The sequence below is a fragment of the Synechococcus sp. UW106 genome (genome assembly GCF_900474015.1).
Lineage (GTDB): Bacteria > Cyanobacteriota > Cyanobacteriia > PCC-6307 > Cyanobiaceae > Parasynechococcus.
This window is the reverse complement of the sequence record NZ_UCNV01000011.1, coordinates 137,085-154,546: the sequence shown is the minus strand read 5'-3', so window position 1 is coordinate 154,546 and position 17,462 is coordinate 137,085. Positions and strand designations below refer to the sequence as shown.

General features: G+C 59.6%; 17 protein-coding genes. 6 read left to right on the top strand and 11 right to left on the bottom strand.

Annotated features, from left to right (window positions below):
* Positions 1–3: 3 nt before the first annotated feature.
* The 6 genes from DXY30_RS11950 to DXY30_RS11925 form a co-directional block, all read right to left on the bottom strand.
* Complete coding sequence (locus tag DXY30_RS11950) at positions 4–1,392, bottom strand: MFS transporter (RefSeq protein WP_115095210.1); 1,389 nt, start codon at positions 1,390–1,392, stop codon at positions 4–6.
* 59 nt (positions 1,393–1,451) lie between these two features.
* Positions 1,452–1,835 (bottom strand): Crp/Fnr family transcriptional regulator, encoded by a 384-nt coding sequence (locus tag DXY30_RS11945; RefSeq protein WP_115095132.1) that lies wholly within the window; start codon positions 1,833–1,835, stop codon positions 1,452–1,454.
* Positions 1,836–1,935: 100 nt separating this feature from the next.
* Complete coding sequence (locus DXY30_RS11940; RefSeq protein ID WP_115095131.1) at positions 1,936–3,108, bottom strand: transaldolase; 1,173 nt, start codon at positions 3,106–3,108, stop codon at positions 1,936–1,938.
* Between the two features lie 48 nt (positions 3,109–3,156).
* On the bottom strand, positions 3,157–4,962 hold the full coding sequence (locus tag DXY30_RS11935; protein ID WP_115095130.1) for a penicillin-binding protein 2: 1,806 nt from the start codon (positions 4,960–4,962) through the stop codon (positions 3,157–3,159).
* Positions 4,962–5,450, bottom strand: a complete 489-nt coding sequence (locus tag DXY30_RS11930; protein ID WP_115095129.1) for a hypothetical protein — start codon at positions 5,448–5,450, stop codon at positions 4,962–4,964. Before DXY30_RS11930 ends, DXY30_RS11935 begins: the two co-directional genes overlap by 1 nt.
* A 3-nt stretch (positions 5,451–5,453) precedes the next feature.
* The gene (locus tag DXY30_RS11925) at positions 5,454–6,716 is read right to left on the bottom strand and encodes a CPBP family intramembrane glutamic endopeptidase (protein WP_115095128.1); all 1,263 of its coding nucleotides are present in this window, start codon (positions 6,714–6,716) and stop codon (positions 5,454–5,456) included.
* A gap of 81 nt (positions 6,717–6,797) precedes the next feature.
* Between DXY30_RS11925 and DXY30_RS11920 the strand changes: the two genes are divergently transcribed.
* Both DXY30_RS11920 and DXY30_RS11915 read left to right on the top strand, forming a co-directional pair.
* Positions 6,798–8,126 carry a histidine phosphatase family protein gene (locus DXY30_RS11920; protein WP_115095127.1) on the top strand — a complete coding sequence of 443 codons (1,329 nt, stop codon included), beginning with the start codon at positions 6,798–6,800 and terminating at the stop codon, positions 8,124–8,126.
* Positions 8,127–8,130: 4 nt separating this feature from the next.
* Positions 8,131–9,396, top strand: coding sequence for a dihydroorotase (locus tag DXY30_RS11915; protein ID WP_115095209.1), 1,266 nt, complete (start codon positions 8,131–8,133; stop codon positions 9,394–9,396).
* Here the strand turns inward: DXY30_RS11915 and lepB are convergent.
* Positions 9,386–10,051, bottom strand: coding sequence for a signal peptidase I (lepB, locus tag DXY30_RS11910; RefSeq protein ID WP_115095208.1), 666 nt, complete (start codon positions 10,049–10,051; stop codon positions 9,386–9,388). The two genes, DXY30_RS11915 and lepB, sit on opposite strands and share 11 nt — an antisense overlap.
* A gap of 78 nt (positions 10,052–10,129) precedes the next feature.
* Between lepB and DXY30_RS11905 the strand changes: the two genes are divergently transcribed.
* Positions 10,130–11,635 carry a hypothetical protein gene (locus DXY30_RS11905; RefSeq protein WP_115095126.1) on the top strand — a complete coding sequence of 502 codons (1,506 nt, stop codon included), beginning with the start codon at positions 10,130–10,132 and terminating at the stop codon, positions 11,633–11,635.
* Here the strand turns inward: DXY30_RS11905 and DXY30_RS11900 are convergent.
* From DXY30_RS11900 to DXY30_RS11885, 4 genes are all read right to left on the bottom strand, one after another.
* Entirely contained in the window at positions 11,598–11,960 is a 363-nt protein-coding gene (locus tag DXY30_RS11900; RefSeq protein ID WP_115095125.1) for an arsenate reductase family protein, read from the bottom strand. The two genes, DXY30_RS11905 and DXY30_RS11900, sit on opposite strands and share 38 nt — an antisense overlap.
* A 3-nt stretch (positions 11,961–11,963) precedes the next feature.
* Positions 11,964–12,323: a 2Fe-2S iron-sulfur cluster-binding protein gene (locus DXY30_RS11895; protein WP_115095124.1), complete on the bottom strand. Its 360-nt coding sequence runs from the start codon at positions 12,321–12,323 to the stop codon at positions 11,964–11,966.
* 69 nt (positions 12,324–12,392) lie between these two features.
* Positions 12,393–12,902 (bottom strand): inorganic diphosphatase, encoded by a 510-nt coding sequence (locus DXY30_RS11890; protein ID WP_115095123.1) that lies wholly within the window; start codon positions 12,900–12,902, stop codon positions 12,393–12,395.
* A 289-nt stretch (positions 12,903–13,191) separates the two neighbouring features.
* The gene (locus DXY30_RS11885) at positions 13,192–13,656 is read right to left on the bottom strand and encodes a resolvase (protein ID WP_115095122.1); all 465 of its coding nucleotides are present in this window, start codon (positions 13,654–13,656) and stop codon (positions 13,192–13,194) included.
* A 147-nt stretch (positions 13,657–13,803) separates the two neighbouring features.
* Here DXY30_RS11885 and DXY30_RS11880 point away from each other — a divergent pair, with 147 nt between their 5' ends.
* From DXY30_RS11880 to DXY30_RS11870, 3 genes are all read left to right on the top strand, one after another.
* A complete protein-coding gene (locus DXY30_RS11880; protein ID WP_115095121.1) occupies positions 13,804–15,585 on the top strand; it encodes a proline--tRNA ligase in 1,782 nt (593 codons plus the stop codon).
* A gap of 24 nt (positions 15,586–15,609) precedes the next feature.
* Entirely contained in the window at positions 15,610–16,035 is a 426-nt protein-coding gene (gene psb27, locus DXY30_RS11875) for a photosystem II protein Psb27 (protein ID WP_115095120.1), read from the top strand.
* An 81-nt stretch (positions 16,036–16,116) separates the two neighbouring features.
* Positions 16,117–17,436, top strand: coding sequence for an adenylosuccinate synthase (locus DXY30_RS11870; RefSeq protein WP_170951252.1), 1,320 nt, complete (start codon positions 16,117–16,119; stop codon positions 17,434–17,436).
* Positions 17,437–17,462: the final 26 nt, after the last annotated feature.

The following is a 17,462-nucleotide window of genomic DNA, read 5'->3' as shown; positions in this document are numbered from 1 at the left end:
CGTTCAATCCACCGCCATCTCCATCACGTCGCTGAAGCGAGTTTTCACCGTGTTGCGGAAACCGACCACATCCAAATGACGCGTCATCAGGGCGGCGCCAAGAAAACAGACCATCTGCAAAGCGAACACTCCGCCATAGGACACGAACAAATCACCACCGTTCAAGGCTTGGAACAAGGTGAGCAGCCCGCCTCCACTGATGGTGGCCAAGCCGCAGGAATAGGCATAGCCCGCACCCCAGATTCCCAAGAGGAACCCAGTACGTCCGGGTTGAACAAAACTGAACATCAGGGTGAGGCAGGTATTCATGCACACCCCAAGCGACAAACCAAACAACCCAATGGCAGCCCGCAACAGGGGGATGGACTGCCCCGCCCCGGCCCACAGCATCAACATCAAGGCCAAAGCGGCCAGCAACGCACCAATTCGTGCCGTTCGGATGTTGCCGACGCGCTCAATCATCCAGAACCCACTGAGCCCCAAGCCACCAAAGAATCCCAGGGCGATCAACACATTCAGCGATGTGGTGGCGCAGACACTCATGCCAAACACGGCGGCGCCATAGGGCTCCAACACCGCATCGTTGAGGAACATGCTGAAGGTGAACAGGCACAGCACCCCGAGGAAGCGACCGGCCTGGGGGATGGAACGCAATTGGAGTAGCAACTGGGGTAAGGCCAGACGCTGGGGAACATCAGGGGGTGCAGACCCCACAGACACCACCAATCCCGTGGTGCGGCGCTCCACACCGAACACCGAAGCCACCCCCAGCACCAAGAGCACCAGCGGCGTCACCCACGACAGGCGCTCCAGCCCGTCGAACACGGCCGTTCGGCTGGCATTGGCTGCACAAGCACTGCCGAACACCTGATTCACCAGAACACTGCCCAGCAACACCCCCAGAAGACGCATTCCCCACACCACCGAGAGCACCCGTGGCCGTTCCGCTTCCGTGGTGCGATCGGCGATCAGGGCAGAAAACGCCGTTCCACCAGCCGCAATGGCCGTGCCAATCGCCACAAACGCAAGGATCAACAGGCCAATCAGAAGCGCATCCAGTTCACCGCCAGAAGCATCCATGCTGTAAGCCAACCGCAGCACCAGCTGGCAGGCCACGCCGAACAACAGGGCAATGGCCAAGGAGCTGATGACGATGAAGGGAGTTCGCCGCAGCCGGCTGGGGGGGATGCGATCGGAGCGATGGCCGAACCAGGCGCGGGTGAACCCCATCAGCTGCTGCCCACCAACGGCCAAGCCAGCAAGCACCGCCGGCAACTGGATGTCTTGAATCAGGAGACGGTTCAGCAGGCCAAGGATCAGGACACCAAGAATCCCAAGGCTGAGCTGGAACAAGCCCAGTTGCAGAGCCAGACGCAGGGGACGGCTATGCACCGAGCCGTACAAAAACTTGCAGAATTATGCCGTTGTCGCATTACAAATCGACCAACCGTTCATCCCTCGGCCAGCTTGATGTCCCGCAAACGCTCATCAATCGACGCGAGCAGCTGAACCGCAAACATCGGCGTCTCCTGAACCGCAAACAGAAACTTGTCGCGGTTCATGGCAATCAAGCGGCAATCACTGGTGGCCGTAGCGTTGCTTAGCCGTTGATGGTCCTCCATCACTAGGGCACCTGCGCCGAACACATGGCCAACAGGGATGTCCTCATGCCCTTCATGGCCTGTCGAATCGATCCAGGTGAGACGCACGGATCCCTCCAGTAACCCATACATGCAGGTTCCGGTTTCCCCCGTGCGAAACAGAATCTGCCCCTGCTTCAGATTGATCACTTCGGCCTTGCTTGCCAAAGCGCGCATGGTGTCGAGCGCATGCATTGGGATGAATCGTTGACCGAAAAATCAAACGTGAATGAAAGGAGAAGCGAGGCTCGCTTCTCCTCAGCAACAGATCAGACGACGGACTGAGACGACGTACTCAGACGGAGGTCAATGACAGAGCAGCGCCAAAGCCTTGGCGCACATCTTCCTGGGAGATCAAACCATCATGATCTTGATCCAGAGCATCGAAGATGGCATCACTACCAAGCCATTCATCGCGGGTAATCGACCCATCACCGTTCATGTCGTTCAGCATGAAGATCTCGGAGACAGCGTGGCGGAAGGCGGAGCCACCCTCCAGTTCCGCAAGACGATGGGCCAGCTGATGCTCCAGGGTTTCAATCGCCTTACTGAAACCTTTGATGCCCTCAGTGAGTTTGTCGGTGGCCATCCGGTCGTCATGCATCAACGCATCGAACTTGGCGCGATCAACATGGATCTTGTCCTCACCACCACTGGAATGGGCCGCATCCAACTTCTGGGTTAGGGCTGCATCACTTTCGCGGAGCTGATCCAGCAACTTGGGTGAAATCGTGAGCAGATCACAACCGGCCAGCTCCGTGATCTCATCGATGTTGCGGAAGCTCGCCCCCATCACCTCCGTGCTGTAGCCGTGGGTCTTGTAATAGTTAAAAATCCGAGTCACAGAAATCACCCCGGGATCTTCCGGCCCGGGGTAAGAATCGCGCCCGGTTTCAGCCTTGTACCAATCCAGGATGCGCCCGACGAAGGGGGAAATCAGGGTGACGCCAGCTTCAGCGCAGGCCACCGCCTGCCCGAAGCCAAACAGCAAGGTGAGATTGCAGTGAATCCCCTCTTTTTCCAGCACCTCGGCAGCTTTGATGCCTTCCCAGGTGGAGGCGATTTTGATCAAAACGCGATCGTTGCTGATGCCGGCATCGTTGTACAAACGAATCAACTTGCGGCCTTTTTCAATCGTGGCGTCGGTATCGAAACTCAAGCGAGCATCTACCTCAGTCGACACACGACGGGGAACGATCTTGAGAATCTCCTTACCGAAGATCACACTGATTTCATCCAGGGCTTCCCGCACCACTTCTTCCACCGGTGCATCGCTGCCCATCAGCTTGCGCGACGACCGCAAAGCTTCATCAATCAGGCTCTGATAGGCCGGAATCTGGGCGGCCGCAAGGATTAATGACGGGTTGGTGGTGGCATCCCTAGGGGTGAACTTACGGATCGCCTCCAGATCACCCGTGTCGGCAACGACCACGGTCATTTGTGAAAGCTGATCGAGCAGGCTGGCCATGATGTACGACGGCTCTATACCCGTAACGTAGCGGCGCTTTTTGATGCGTCAGCCGTTCAAAAGCTTGTTCAATTCAGCAGGTTTTGAGGGTGCAATGCGCTCCACAACCAGCAGGGCATCAATGATTTGTTTGGCGACAGGAACGGCCACGGTGGATCCATAGGCGTTTTCACCTTGGGGCTCATCCACCACCACAAACACCACGTAACGGGGGTCCTCAATCGGCAAGGTCGCCACGAAACTGCAGATTTTCGCGCCTGGGAGATAAATCCCATTCAGGGCTTTTTGCGCCGTCCCTGTTTTGCCACCAATCCGATACCCGGGTGTTTTCACACCTTTGCCACTACCCAGATCCACCACCGACTCCATCCACTGGAGCACCGTGCGAGTGACCTCTGGCGTCAGCACCTGCTGACCACTGGGTGCCGCCGCCGGAGCCAAGGCATCACCCGAGCGAAATCCGCGAGTGATATGAGGGCTGATCAACTTGCCGCCGTTGGCCAACATCGCGTGAAGCTGCACCAGCTTGAGCGGAGTGAGTGAAAAACCCTGGCCAAATGCCGTTGTGGCCGGCTCAATCGGTTGGCTGGTGAACTGCTGCTTGCTCTTGAGTTGACCGGCCGCCGCACCAGGGAGGTCGGTGTCAGGACGCTGATTGATACCGAGACGCTGCATCCAGTTCCAGTAGGCGTCATCGTTGAGACGGCGCATGGCCTGGACCATGCCGACATTGCTCGACACCTGCAGCACGGTGGCGAAATCCACTAGGCCATTGGCCCGCTTGTCGTGGTTAAAAATCGGCCAACCACCAATGGTGAGCTGGCCGACGTCATTCACCCGATCCGTCGGCTCGATGGCGCCATCCTGGAGCGCCAGAGCCAGATTGATCGGCTTGAACGTTGATCCCGGTTCGTAGAGATCCTGAACGGACCATTCCCGAAACCGCCCGGTGGGGAAATCCCAGTAACGATTGGGGTCATAAGTGGGTGTCGATGCCAGCACCAACAGCTCACCATTGATGGCATCCATCACGATTGCGGCGCCCTTTTGCGCTTTCCACTTCGTGACCTGCTCAGCCAGAGCGGTCATAGCCACCTGCTGGAGCCTGGAATCCAGCGTCAACTGCAAACGCAAGTCGTCTCCGTAGAAGGCCCCCGGGGCGAGATTGGCCGGCAAAGGGGTGCCATCGGCTCCGCGACGGAGATATCGGGTCTGCTCATGACGGGCCAAATCGCCATCACGGCTCTGCTCAAGGCCCGCTTGGGGTTGCCGCTCAGCATTGAGAAAACCGACCACATTGGCGAACAACGATGCCTGGGGATAAACGCGCTGGGGATAGGGCTCCAGATCCAGGCCACTGATTCCGAGAGCACCGATGCGATCAGCGGTCTCAGGAGCAAGCTCTTCGGCAAGTTTGATCCCCGAGGCCTGCGTTCCCATGGCTTCTAGAAGCTCGGACGCGGGGCGGGCCAACGGATCAGCCAACACCGCTGCGACATCCTCAACAGGGCGGACAGCATTGGGGGCATCTCCAGGCATGTTGAAGTAACGGGGATGGGCCCAAAGCCGAAATCGCTTTTCATCCATGGCGACCAGGCGGCCGGTGCGATCGACGATCGGGCGCCGCTGCCCCAGAGGCTGGGTGCGCTGCGTCTGCAGTTGACGGGCACGCTGCTCCAAGGCTGGAGCTTGCACCAACTGCAGCCATGCCATGCGACCGATCAGGCCCAGTAGCCCTGCCGCCAAAATCCAGAAAATGATCAACAACCGCTTCGGCGGAACCTGCGTCAGAGGAACGACCCGTGCGCGGGAACGTCGCGAACGAACAGGTCGACGCCCTGACAACCGCGTCATCAGTACCCCGACCGAATGGGCTGATCTCCCAGCTCCTGAAACGAAACCATCGGAGAGGGAGTGGTCGGCTGGAGCGAATGCAGAGCGGGGCGATCGAGATGCACCAGGTTGGCCACCTGGGTGGGCACAAGCGTTTTCGGTTGTTGGGAACGTTGCAGCAGATGCTGTTCCATGACAGCAGTTGATTCCGTCAATCGGTGCGCCTGGGTGTTGGTCGCCTCCAGAAGGTGGAAAGCCAGGGTCCAGCGATGCTGCCAGTGCAACGTCAGGCCCGCCAGAACAGCAACCGCCGCGATCAACCCCAGCAGAGTGCCGTCCATCAAGCGATGGAGTCCCCCCAGGAGAGGGGATCGTCGTGCAATCCGTCCAGAGGACAGGGACCCTTGAATCAGCTCAAAAGCTGTGGTCGATGCACGCTGTTCCGGAGCGGCAACCACCGGGATCACAGGCGAATAGGCCAGTGAACCACCTGTGGAAAGGCGGGGCAAGGCTCAGAGCAGCAACAGATTCAGGAACGTCACTGCATTCCAAAGGCCATGCATCAGCACTGACGGCCACAGCCGTCCGCTGCGGAGCCGCACCAACCCCAGCCCAACCCCGAGCACGGTGAGGGGTGCCAGCTCTCCAACACTGATATGGGCCATGGCAAACAACAGACCACTGAGCAAGACACCCGCAAGGGGGCCAAGCCGGGCCGCCAGAACTGGGAGCAGGGCACCGCGAAAAATGGTCTCTTCGAACAGCGGAGCCAGCACAACGGCTGTCAGAGCGAGCAAGCCGAGAGCAATCGCATCATGGCTGCCCAGCACCAACTCCAGCAGCGGGTTGCTCCCCCCTGGGTCCCCCACGAGGCGCACGAGCAACCATCCCGTGAGCATCACCAGGGGGGTCACCATCAACCAACCCGCCACTGCATCCAGCACAGCGGAGAGCAAAGGCCGCAGCCGCCACTGCATCCAGCCCAATGGTGGCGCACTCTGCTTCGGCAGGGCCCGCAACTGCCGCCAGAGGATCAGCAGGCTTGGCAGAGCCATCACGCCGTAGTTGATCACCACGCCCACGGCTTCACGGCGGGGACTGGCAAGCCCGGCCGTGAGTGCACCGACCAAGGGGAACGCCACCAATGGGACGCCAACAGCACTGATGACGACAAAGCCTCCCGCCACCAGCAGGGCCATATCGATCAAAGTCAGGTCTGGACCCTGAACCGCTGGCCAGGCCATCAGACGGCCCCGCACCAACCGCCAGGCCTGGCCGATCAGCAGCAGAGCACCGATCAGGGCGGTCACCAGGGGCAGCACCGTGCTGAACGCCAAACGCAACGCCGCTTGGCCTGCCGCTTCACCATCAATGCAGAGCCCCGGATCAGACGCGCTGACTTCGCACAGCAGCTGCTGGAGCAGGGGATCTTCGGGTTCGCTTTCACGGTCTGCAGAGGCAGGAGTCTGGCCCTGCAAGAGCAGGAGCATCCGTTGCTGCCGCTCACTGCGATCCTCGGATGAGATCCCCTCCAGAGCTTTGAGCAGCGCATCCCGCGGCGACTCCCCCAGCAAGGCTTCTCTCAACGAGGACGGCACCGCTGGCTCCGCCAGGAGCGTCAGCTCCTGCTGCTGAAGGCTCAGGGCCGGAGCCACCGATGGTCTGGACAAACTGTCAACCAAGCCCGACAGCCAGATAAAACCGGCCAGGGCCAGGGATAGGGCCGCCAGAAGCCCCTTCCAGCGCGGGGAAACCGGTCGTGGGGAACTGGGCACCAGCTGGCGTCAACTCCCCACGATTGTCCCCCCGAAAGGCCGCTTCCATACGATGGCCGCGCCCTGACGCTGAGCTGAACCGTGCCCCTTCGTCTTCTTTTGGTCCGCCACGGTCTCAGCAGTTTCAACAAGGAGCGGCGCATCCAGGGTCGGGATGATCTTTCGAACCTCAGTGATGAGGGTCATGAACAGGCAAGGGCTTTGGGCCGCTCGCTGCAGGAGGTGAGCTTCCAGGCCCTCTACAGCTCGCCGTTGCAACGGGCTGCCGCAACAACCGCAAGCCTGCTGGAGGCTCATGCCGGTCAGGCACCGGATGTTGTGCTCGATAACGGCCTGCTGGAAGTGGATCTGGAACCCTGGTCCGGTCAAACCATCGATGAGCTCATCGAAGGGTCACCAGAGGCTTACAGCATCTGGAAACAGCAACCGATGAAGTTGGAACTTCAACGTCGGGACGGTTCGTCCTACAAGCCCCTGGCGGAGCTCATGGAGCAGGCGCGTGGATTCATCTCCAACCTGCTGCAGCGCCATCCCGTCGATGGCAATGACACGGTGCTGGTGGTGGCCCACAACGCCATCCTGCGCTGCCTGATGCTGGTGTTGCTGGGAGAACCAGACAATGGTTTTCGGCGGCTCCGCGTCGACAACACCTCCCTCTCGATCTTCAACCTCCATCCCGGCGTTGATCGCCCCCAGGTGCAGATCGAATGCCTGAACAGCACCACACACCTGCAACCTCTGCCTGAAAAAGGCAAGAACGCCAGGCTGATCCTGGTGCGGCACGGCGAGACCGACTGGAACAAGGCAGGCCGCTTCCAGGGACAAATCGATATTCCGCTTAACAGCAACGGTCGCCGTCAAGCCGCGGCCGCCCGCGATTTCCTCAAAGAGATCCCCATCGATCGGGCCTGGAGCAGCACCCTGTCGCGGCCAACGGAAACGGCCCAGATCATTCTCGAGGCGCATCCCGATGTGCCCCTGACCCAGATCGATGGACTGGTGGAGATCGGACACGGACTGTGGGAAGGCAAGCTCGAATCCGAGATCAGAGACGGCTGGTCGGAGCTGCTGGACACCTGGAAGCGTGCTCCAGAAACCGTGCAGATGCCTGAGGGGGAAACCATCCAGGACGTGTGGGCCCGTTCCGTACGGAGCTGGGGAGAGATCGCTGGTGAGCTGAAGCCTGAGGAAACGGTGCTGGTGGTAGCCCACGACGCCGTCAACAAGACGATTCTGTGCGACCTGCTTGGCCTAACTCCGGCCGACATCTGGGCCGTCAAACAGGGCAATGGTGGCGTGACGGTGGTCGACATTGCCGCCGATCCAGGCCAGCCTGCAGTGGTGACCTGCCTCAACCTCACCTCCCATTTCGGAAGCGTGATTGACCGAACGGCAGCAGGCGCTCTTTGACGTCATGAACGACACCTTGCTGCTGGATCCGGTGCGCATCCTGCGTGGCCCCGGACACACGGTTCAGCTCGGTGCAGTCCTGATCGATCAGGGGGTGCTGGTCGGCTTTGACGACGAGGCCCGGAAGCAGGCCCTTGGCCTGGGCATCAAGGCCAGCCCAGCACCGGATCAACTGGTCGCCCCCTGCCTGGTTGATCCCCATTCCATCCTTGAGACCCCCTTCAGTGGGGACCAGGAAACAGCCGTGAGCCTGCGGCACTGTGCCGCCGCAGGGGGCTACGGCCAAATTGCCCTGCTTCCCCGCAGCAACAATTGGCGCGATTGCCCGGAGCAACTCCAGGGATTCAGCCTCGATCAGGATCAAGCAGCAACAGTTCGCCTGCACCTTTGGGGAGGCTTCAGCCGCGGCGGCAAGGCGGATGAACTTGCCCCCCATGGCGATCTGCTCGAACACGGTGCCATCGGACTGGCAGACGATGTCGCCATGGTTCCAACCCCGTTGCTGGAACGGGGACTGCTGCTCGGAGAGATGGGGGGATGCCCAGTGCTCGTGGCACCCCGGGATCCCGCTCTGCAGGGGGAGGGTCTGGTGAGGGAAGGCGTGGAAACACTGCGGGCCGGGTGGCCAGAGGATCCGATCACCAGCGAGACCCTTCCGCTCAGCCAGTTGCTGCTGCTGCATCAACGCCATCCGGAACGACAACTGCGGATCATGAATCTGTCCACGGCAGCAGCGGTTGTTCAACTCGCGGGCTGCGAGTTCCCTCCCCTGAGCAGCGTGAGCTGGTGGCATCTCCTGACCGACCGCAGCATGCTGGCCAGCAGCGATCCAGGCTGGCGCGTCTGCCCCTCCCTCGGAGGTCCGGAGGATCGCGACCAGTTGATCCAGGCCGTTCAACAGCGAATCATTACTGCCGTGGCTGTCCACGCTGTGCCTCTGGATGCCGAGGACATGCTGTTGCCGGGTGACCAGCGTCCGGCAGGCCTCAGCGGCCACCATCTGGTGCTGCCAGCGCTTTGGAATGCTCTTGTGCAATCGGGCCGCTGGACCGTTGAAGATCTTTGGCAAGCCCTCAGCTTTGGGCCGTCGGCCCTGATCGATCAGCCCCCCGAACAGCTCGAGCAGGGCAGCCGGCGCTGGCTGCTGTTCGATCCCGAGCAACGCTGGTCAGTCGAGAGAAGCACGCCTGGAGCTCCGCGCGCTGCCAACATTCCCTGGCTGGGACGTGAACTTCAGGGCAGGGTTGTGGCTTGCGGACTCAGTTGCTGAGCGGACCAATCCGCGCAGGCGGCCAGAAGCGGAAGACAGCACGCCCGATGATCTGATCGTCGGGCAGGAACGGCCCCCCAGGCCAACGACGTGCATCCTGGCTGTTGCGACGGTTGTCACCCAAAACGACAACATTGCCTTCGGGGACGACGGCATACAGACCTTTGCAGCCGATCATTCCATCCCGATCCGAACAGAAGTTGGTGACGTAAGGCTCGTTGAAGGCTGTGCCGTTGATGCTCACAGCGCCCCGACTGTTGACCTCAACAACATCGCCAGGCACACCGACCACCCGTTTAATCCAGGCCTCACATTCGGGATAGCGCTGTACCAGGACCCGATCGACAACCCAACTGATGCCTGGGAAGGTGACGATGCCGCACTTCAGTGGATTCGGTTGCCCCGACTCCAATTTCCAGACGGGATCAAACGCACTTGGGGAATTGAACACGACGATCTCACCACGCTGGGGAGGGCGGGACCGATACGAAAGTTTCTCGACGATCAACTTGTCGCCAACCTGCAGGCCAGGAAGCATCGATCCCGATGGGATGTAACGCGCTTCAAAGGCGAATTGCCGAAGCAAGAGATACAGCGAGACAGTGAACAGAAACGGGGCCCAGAACTCCCAAATCGCGCTCACTCTGCCCTTCACATCAGAAGGCCCTTTCTCCGCGTTCAATGTGGGCAGGCTCAATCTTTCGACCCACGATAGGGGGAGCCTGCAGGCCCCATGATCCGTCCACGCTGGCAAGCACTCAAGCCCCATCGAGGCCTGCTCAGCTGGCGCCGGTGGGACCAGGCCATTGCCGTCATCGCCGCAATCAATCTCAGCTGGGTCGCTCTTGACCTCACCTACATCCCCCTGCGCACTTTCTGGCTTCAACGCAATCTTTATCCGGTTCCATCGCTGCCCCTGGTGGTTCCTCTGCCCTGGCTGCCCGACATCACCCCACTTCTGGACCCCTTAAAGGGCATCGAACCCCATCGCGACACAGAGGCTTATCTCAAGGCGTATAGCGCCCTGGATCAAGCACTCCTGAAAAACGGTTCGCGCACACCTGAAAGCAGCGATCTGCTGAAGCAGCAGGCGGCTCTAACCACGGGGCTGATGGACAGCAACCCGTTCATCAGTTCAGGCAATGCCGGTGCGCTTGAGAAATTCAAGAACCGACTCCGAGCACGTACCGGCCTGGAATCAGCTCGCGCATCGGCCAACCTTCTACTTAGCCCCGAGCATCTCGAGCTATCCCCCTGGAGCCAGGAGCGTCAGTTCTGGAACCAGCAGATCGTGCCCCTGGTGGAAAGCAATTACTGGCGAAGCATTGACGAAAACGGACGCCCCAGCGATCTGAGCTGGCGCATCGACACTCCGTTTCAACTCCTGTTCCTCCTCGACATCCTTCTGCGGACCCTGCGCCTAAAACAGCGCTACCCCGCGATCCGCTGGCGCGACGCCCTGTTACGTCGCTGGATCGACCTGCCACTGCTGCTTCCATTTGCGCGCTGGCTCAGGGTGATCCCTGTCACAGAGCGCCTTTGCGGAGCAGGGCTGCTGCAATTGGAACCTCTTCGTGCGGTCATCAGCCGTGGAGTGGTGGCCCTGTTAGCGGTGGAACTGTTTGAGGTCATCGCCATCCGACTCGTCGACACTCTCCAGCAATTGATCCGATCTCCGCAACTGCCGGAGAGGGTGCGCGGACTGTGCAGTTACCAAAGCAGTGATCTAAATGATGAGCGGGAGGTGGTCGAGTTGCTGCGGTTATGGCTGCCACTGCTGCTGACCCGTGTTGGCCCAGCAATGCGCCCGCAACTGCAAGCCTTGATCAGCCATCTAGTGCAGCAGAGTTTGGACCGGAACGTGGTGCCTGACGCCTTGCGGCGTCTCCCCGGACTGCAAAACGCCGAATCGGAATTCAGCCGCCAGATGGCGGAAAGCATGGTGACCTCCGTCCTCGACCTCTCGAAGGGAGCCGGCAACCGCATCGGTCAGCGCGACCCTGTCCTCGAATCCCTGGGATCAGAGGCCCTCGATCGACTGTGGGAGGAACTTGCACACATGCTTGAACAAGGCCCTGTATTGACTCGAAGTCAGGATTTGCTCGTGGCCTTACTGGAAGACATCAAACGCTCGAGCTTCCGCCAGATCCGTGACCAGGGAGATGTCGATGCCCTGATCAGCGAATTGGATGGATTGAATTTCAGCCCTGGAGCGTCGATTCCCAGAGATCAGGCTTAAAGCCGATCAGAAAGCTGGAGGAATCCACCACCACAAACGGACGTTTGATCAGTTTTCCGTCGGCAGCCAAAGCATCGAGAGCCTCGTCGTCGGTGAGGGCCTTCACTGATGCAGCTCCCATGGCTCGATAGCTCTGGCCACTGGTGTTGAACAACAGCTTCCGCTCACTAAAAAATAGATAAGCCGCCGAGAGCAACTCCCTGGAGGGTGGGTTCAAGGTGATGTCATGAACGTCATGGGCGATTCCTCGCTCAGACAGCCACGCCAACGCCTTCCGACAGGTGCTGCAGCGGTTGTAGCTGTAGACCTGGAGAATCCCCGCCAAGATTCAGCGGCCAAACAGGGATTTGATCGCACCAACGAGGCTGTTGGAGCCGCGGCCAACACCTTCGGCCGGACGGGTGCGAACCGTCACATCTCCGTTCACGGTGGTGCGGCAGCTCAAGCGGAAGTTCGCAGGCCGGTCAGCCAGGTACACCTCTTCGACGTCGCTGCGGGGCGAAAGATTGCCCTGACCTTCGATCACCTCCATCACACAGGTGCCGCACTGACCAACGCCACTGCAGTTATTGAGGTTGTTGAGGCTCTTGTAGGGGTTGATGCCTGCATCAAGAGCAGCTTTTCGCAGATTCGCGCCCTCGATGCAGCCCACCTGCTGGTCTTCCTGCTCGAATCGGATGGTGGGCACAGTTTCGGCGAATCTCAATGCGCACCAACCTACAAGCAACTGGTCAAATCAAGGGGACCTTTTCTGAGATCAGTTGGCCGCGCTGATACAAGAATCCAGTAATGGCTGGACCGCATCGATGTCACGCCAACCATCAATCGACACAACTCCTCCTTGCAGCGTGCGGTAAGTCCTGAAGAATTCAGCAACCTCCTCAAGCTGTGATGCCGCAATCTGCCGAATGCTACGGATCTCGTCTTGACGGGGATCCGCATCGGGAACACACAAGATCTTCCCGTCGTAGACGTCCAGGTCATACAGATCCAAAACCCCGATAGGGCGGGCCTTGATCAGACAGCCAGCAAAAGTGGGCTCGGCCATGATGACCATGGCATCAAGGGGAGATCCATCGTCCGCTTGCGTGTTGGGAATGAAGCCGTAGTCGAAGGGGTAGCGCACCGAGGAGTGCATCACCCTGTCGAGGACCATTACGCCAGCCTCAGCCAGATATTCGTATTTATTTCTGCTTCCTGCCGGAATCTCCACGATGAGATTCACCAATCCTTGCGAAGGAGACGGGGGGAGCTGATGGAGATCCATTCCGATGCGAGGCGGTTGGGATCAGTCGCGGAGAGGAGAACGTTCGATCAGTAATCACAGCCACAAGAGGAGCACTGAAGCTGACAACAGCAATCAGCAGTCCAGTTATGGCCGTCAAAGAGGCGCTACGACTAAACGGCTCATCCGTCTCGGACGACGCGATGGCGTCATCGCCAGACGGGAGGAAAGCATCTGAGGCCATAGAACGGGGAGTCGCAAGGACTCCCTCTTCTCATCACAACGTTGATGGCCTCATTCTGTCACTGCCTAAAGACAGATGCAGGGATCATTAAGCAGCAGGACGATCTTGCTGGTCGAGACGTGCGCTTAGGTCAGACGTTGGCTGCACGCTGCCTTCGAGATGGGTGCGAATCAAACGGAGCTCTTCAAGGATTGATCCCAGAATCTGCTGCGTCGCCGTTGAAGGAGAGTTCAGCACCTCAACAGTGACTTCCTTAATGCGCAGAACATCCTTGGCGAAGCGTGCAACTTCGTTGGGATGGAACATCAGCGGATCTTTCTGATCGCTGCGGTACTCCGGATTCAGCTTGCGAGGGTTAAAGGGAGGATTGAGGTTGCGAGGGTCTGTGTTGGTGTAGCGATAGACCGATGCGCGAGAACGATTGAGAGATTTCTGAACGTCGTCAATTCCCACCAAGGCCTCAGCCTGCGCGGAAGCTTGGGCTGAATCCATGGAAAGTTCTGCCTGTTGTTGAACGTGTGACGCCACAGATTCAACGGACCGAGGAAACATGAGACGGGCCTAGGACAGGCTGGATTGAGCTGGACGGTAGCAGCCGAGACTCAGGGCGCACAGTGGAATCCCAGCAAAACGGACACTTCTGCGATCGGCATGCTTCCGGAGCGGTGATAGCTTCCAAATCTCGTTTTCTTGCGATCGATGCGCGTCTCCCGCCTGCTGCTGGTGACGCTTCGGGATGTTCCCGCCGAAGCGGAGATCACCTCGCATCAGTTGCTTCTGCGTGCTGGGTACATCCGTCGCATTGGATCAGGGATTTACGCCTATCTACCTCTGATGTGGAGGGTGCTTCAGAAAATCACAGCCGTGGTGCGTGAGGAGATGAACCGCGCCGGCGCCCAGGAGACCCTGCTTCCACAGCTGCACCCTGCAGAGCTCTGGCAGAAAAGTGGTCGCTGGCAGGGCTACACAGCTGGCGAGGGAATCATGTTTCACCTCGAAGACCGGCAAGGCAGAGAGCTGGGGCTTGGACCAACCCACGAAGAAGTCATCACGAACCTGGCCGGTGAGCTGTTGAGGTCGTACCGGCAGCTCCCGGTAAACCTCTATCAAATCCAGACCAAATTCCGAGACGAGATCCGTCCTCGCTTCGGTCTGATGCGAGGTCGCGAATTCATCATGAAGGACGCCTACTCCTTTCATGCCAGCGAAGCGGACCTTCGCGAGACCTACGGGTTAATGGATCAGGCCTATCGCCGCATTTTTGAACGTTGCGGTCTCGATGCCGTCCCCGTCGATGCCGACAGCGGGGCGATCGGAGGTGCGGCCTCCCAGGAGTTCATGGTGACGGCGGATGCCGGGGAAGACCTGATCCTGATCAGCGATGACGGGCAATACGCGGCCAATCAGGAGAAGGCTGTTTCGATTGCCCCAGCGGCATCGCCCTTACCCGAAGGCCCTGAGGAGTGCATCCCGACCCCTGGTTTGGGGAGCATCGAGAGCCTCTGCGACGCCAAAGGCTGGGATCCAAGCCAAGTGGTGAAAGTGCTGCTTTTTGTGGCGGCCTTGGACGACGACACGCTCCAACCCCTGCTGGTCAGCCTTCGTGGTGACCAGGACCTGAACCCCACCAAAGTCGTCAACGCCGTCAACAGCATCCTGGGCAAGGGCGTCCTCGATTGCCGCCCGATCACGCCAGACGACCAAAACCGCCAGGACATCGATCCCATCCCCTTCGGATCCATCGGGCCTGACTTGTCCGATGACGTCCTGCAGGGAGCCAAGACCTGGGAGCCAACCTTCCTGCGTCTGGCAGACGAAACAGCCATTGAATTGAGTCGTTTTGTTTGTGGTGCGAATACGCCAGATCAGCACCGTTTCAACACCAGCTGGGCCGCCCTCAAGCAACAGCCGACAAGGTTGGATCTGCGCAATGCACGGGCGGGCGACGCCTGTCGACACAACGCGGAATCACGGCTGACTGAAAAACGTGGCATCGAAGTCGGCCACATTTTTCAGTTGGGCCGGAAATATTCCGAAGCGATGGAAAGTCGATTCACCAACGAGAACGGCAAGACCGAACCGTTCTGGATGGGTTGCTATGGAATCGGCGTTTCCAGGCTGGCGCAGGCTGCCGTCGAACAGCATCACGATGACGGTGGCATCTGCTGGCCTACCACAATCGCTCCATTCGAAGCGATTGTGGTTGTCGCCAACATCCAGGACGAGACCCAGGCCCAACTGGGGGAAACGCTCTATGAGGAACTTCAGAAGGCAGGGGTCGACGTACTCATCGACGACCGAAAGGAACGAGCGGGCGTCAAATTCAAAGACGCGGACTTGATCGGTATTCCCTGGCGGATCGTGGTGGGACGCGACGCAACCGATGGCGTCGTTGAGCTGGTTCGCCGCAGCAACCGAGAGGTACAGAAGCTTCCCCACGCAGAGGCCTTGTCTTGCCTGATCAAGGCACTCCACCTCTAAAGTCAGCAGATTCTCAAGGGTTTCATGCTCTCTGCACTGACACGCCTGCTTCGCCCCTTGAGCCGGGCTGCCGCAGCCCTCGGCCTGGGCTTATGCCTTTTTCTAACGGCCTGCAGTGGTGATGCTGAAGCCCGTTTGAGCGGCAATTACGTGGAAGACACCGTGGCGGTCTCCCGCACGTTGAGAACGGTGATCGACCTGCCCCAGGACGATCCAACCCACGCCGAGGCTGAAGCGGACGCTCGGTCACTGATCAACGACTACATGTCCCGCTACCGGCCTCAGCCGCGCGTGAACGGACTCAGCTCCTTCACAACCATGCAGACCGCACTGAACTCTCTGGCGGGTCACTACACCTCCTATGCCAACCGTCCCCTTCCTGAGGCACTCCATGACCGGATCGCCAAGGAACTAAGCAAAGCCGAGAAGTCTGTAGTCCGGGGCAGCTGAGCCCCTGGACACACGCTTTGACGAGGCCACCCGAGATCTGAGATACTCGCGGATTGTGCAGATCTGCGGCTTCGGGCCGCCGTGTTCTTGGCCAACGTTGTCGTCATCGGAGCGCAGTGGGGTGACGAGGGAAAAGGAAAGATCACCGATCTCCTCAGCCGCTCGGCCGATGTGGTGGTGCGCTATCAGGGTGGTGTGAATGCAGGCCACACGATCGTCGTTGACGAACGTGTCCTGAAATTGCACCTCATTCCCTCTGGAATCCTCTATCCCGACACGATCTGCCTGATTGGGTCAGGAACGGTCGTGGATCCCAAGGTGATGCTTGGTGAGCTCGACATGCTCATCGCCAATGACATCGATATTTCGGGCCTGCGCTTGGCATCCACGGCTCACGTGACGATGCCGTACCACCGCCTGCTCGATCAGGCCATGGAGAAGCAACGCGGAGCGCGTCGGATCGGAACAACTGGCCGCGGAATCGGCCCCACCTACGCGGACAAGTCGCAGCGCAGCGGCATCCGCGTGATCGACCTGCTGGACGAACAACGGCTTAGGGAACGCCTTGAGGGGCCTCTGAAGGAAAAGAACGAACTTCTTGAAACCATCTACGGCGTTGCTCCTCTGAATGCCGAGGATGTCATCAAGGAATATCTGGAATACGGGAAGCGCCTCGCACCCCACGTTGTGGAATGCACCCAAGCCATTCACCAGGCTGCCAGGGATCGCAAAAACATCCTGTTCGAAGGAGCCCAGGGCACGCTGTTGGACCTGGACCATGGCACCTACCCCTACGTCACCTCGTCCAATCCCGTCTCCGGAGGGGCCTGCATCGGTGCTGGCGTCGGTCCGACTCTGATTGACCGTGTTATCGGCGTCGCCAAGGCCTACACCACCCGCGTGGGTGAGGGCCCCTTCCCCACGGAACTGAGCGGGAGCCTGAATGATCAGCTCACCGAACGCGGTGGGGAATTCGGAACCACCACGGGCCGGCGGCGGCGCTGCGGCTGGTTTGACGGGGTGATCGGTCGCTATGCCGTGCAGGTGAACGGCTTGGACTGTCTGGCCGTGACCAAGCTGGATGTTCTGGATGAACTCGACGAGATCCAGGTTTGCGTGGCCTATGAGCTCAACGGCGAGCGGATCGAGCACTTCCCGAGCAGTGCCGAGGACTTCGCCCAGTGCAAACCCATCTTCAAAACACTGCCTGGCTGGCAATGCTCAACCGAGGAATGCCGCAGTCTTGAGGATCTCCCCAAACCGGCCATGGATTACCTGCGCTTCCTCGCGGATTTGATGGAAGTGCCGATCGCCATCGTCTCCCTTGGTGCCAGCCGTGATCAGACCATCGTTGTGGAAGATCCGATCCACGGCCCGAAACGCGCGTTGTTGAGCGCCTGAGCCTCTGAGGTTCATACTTCGGTGCT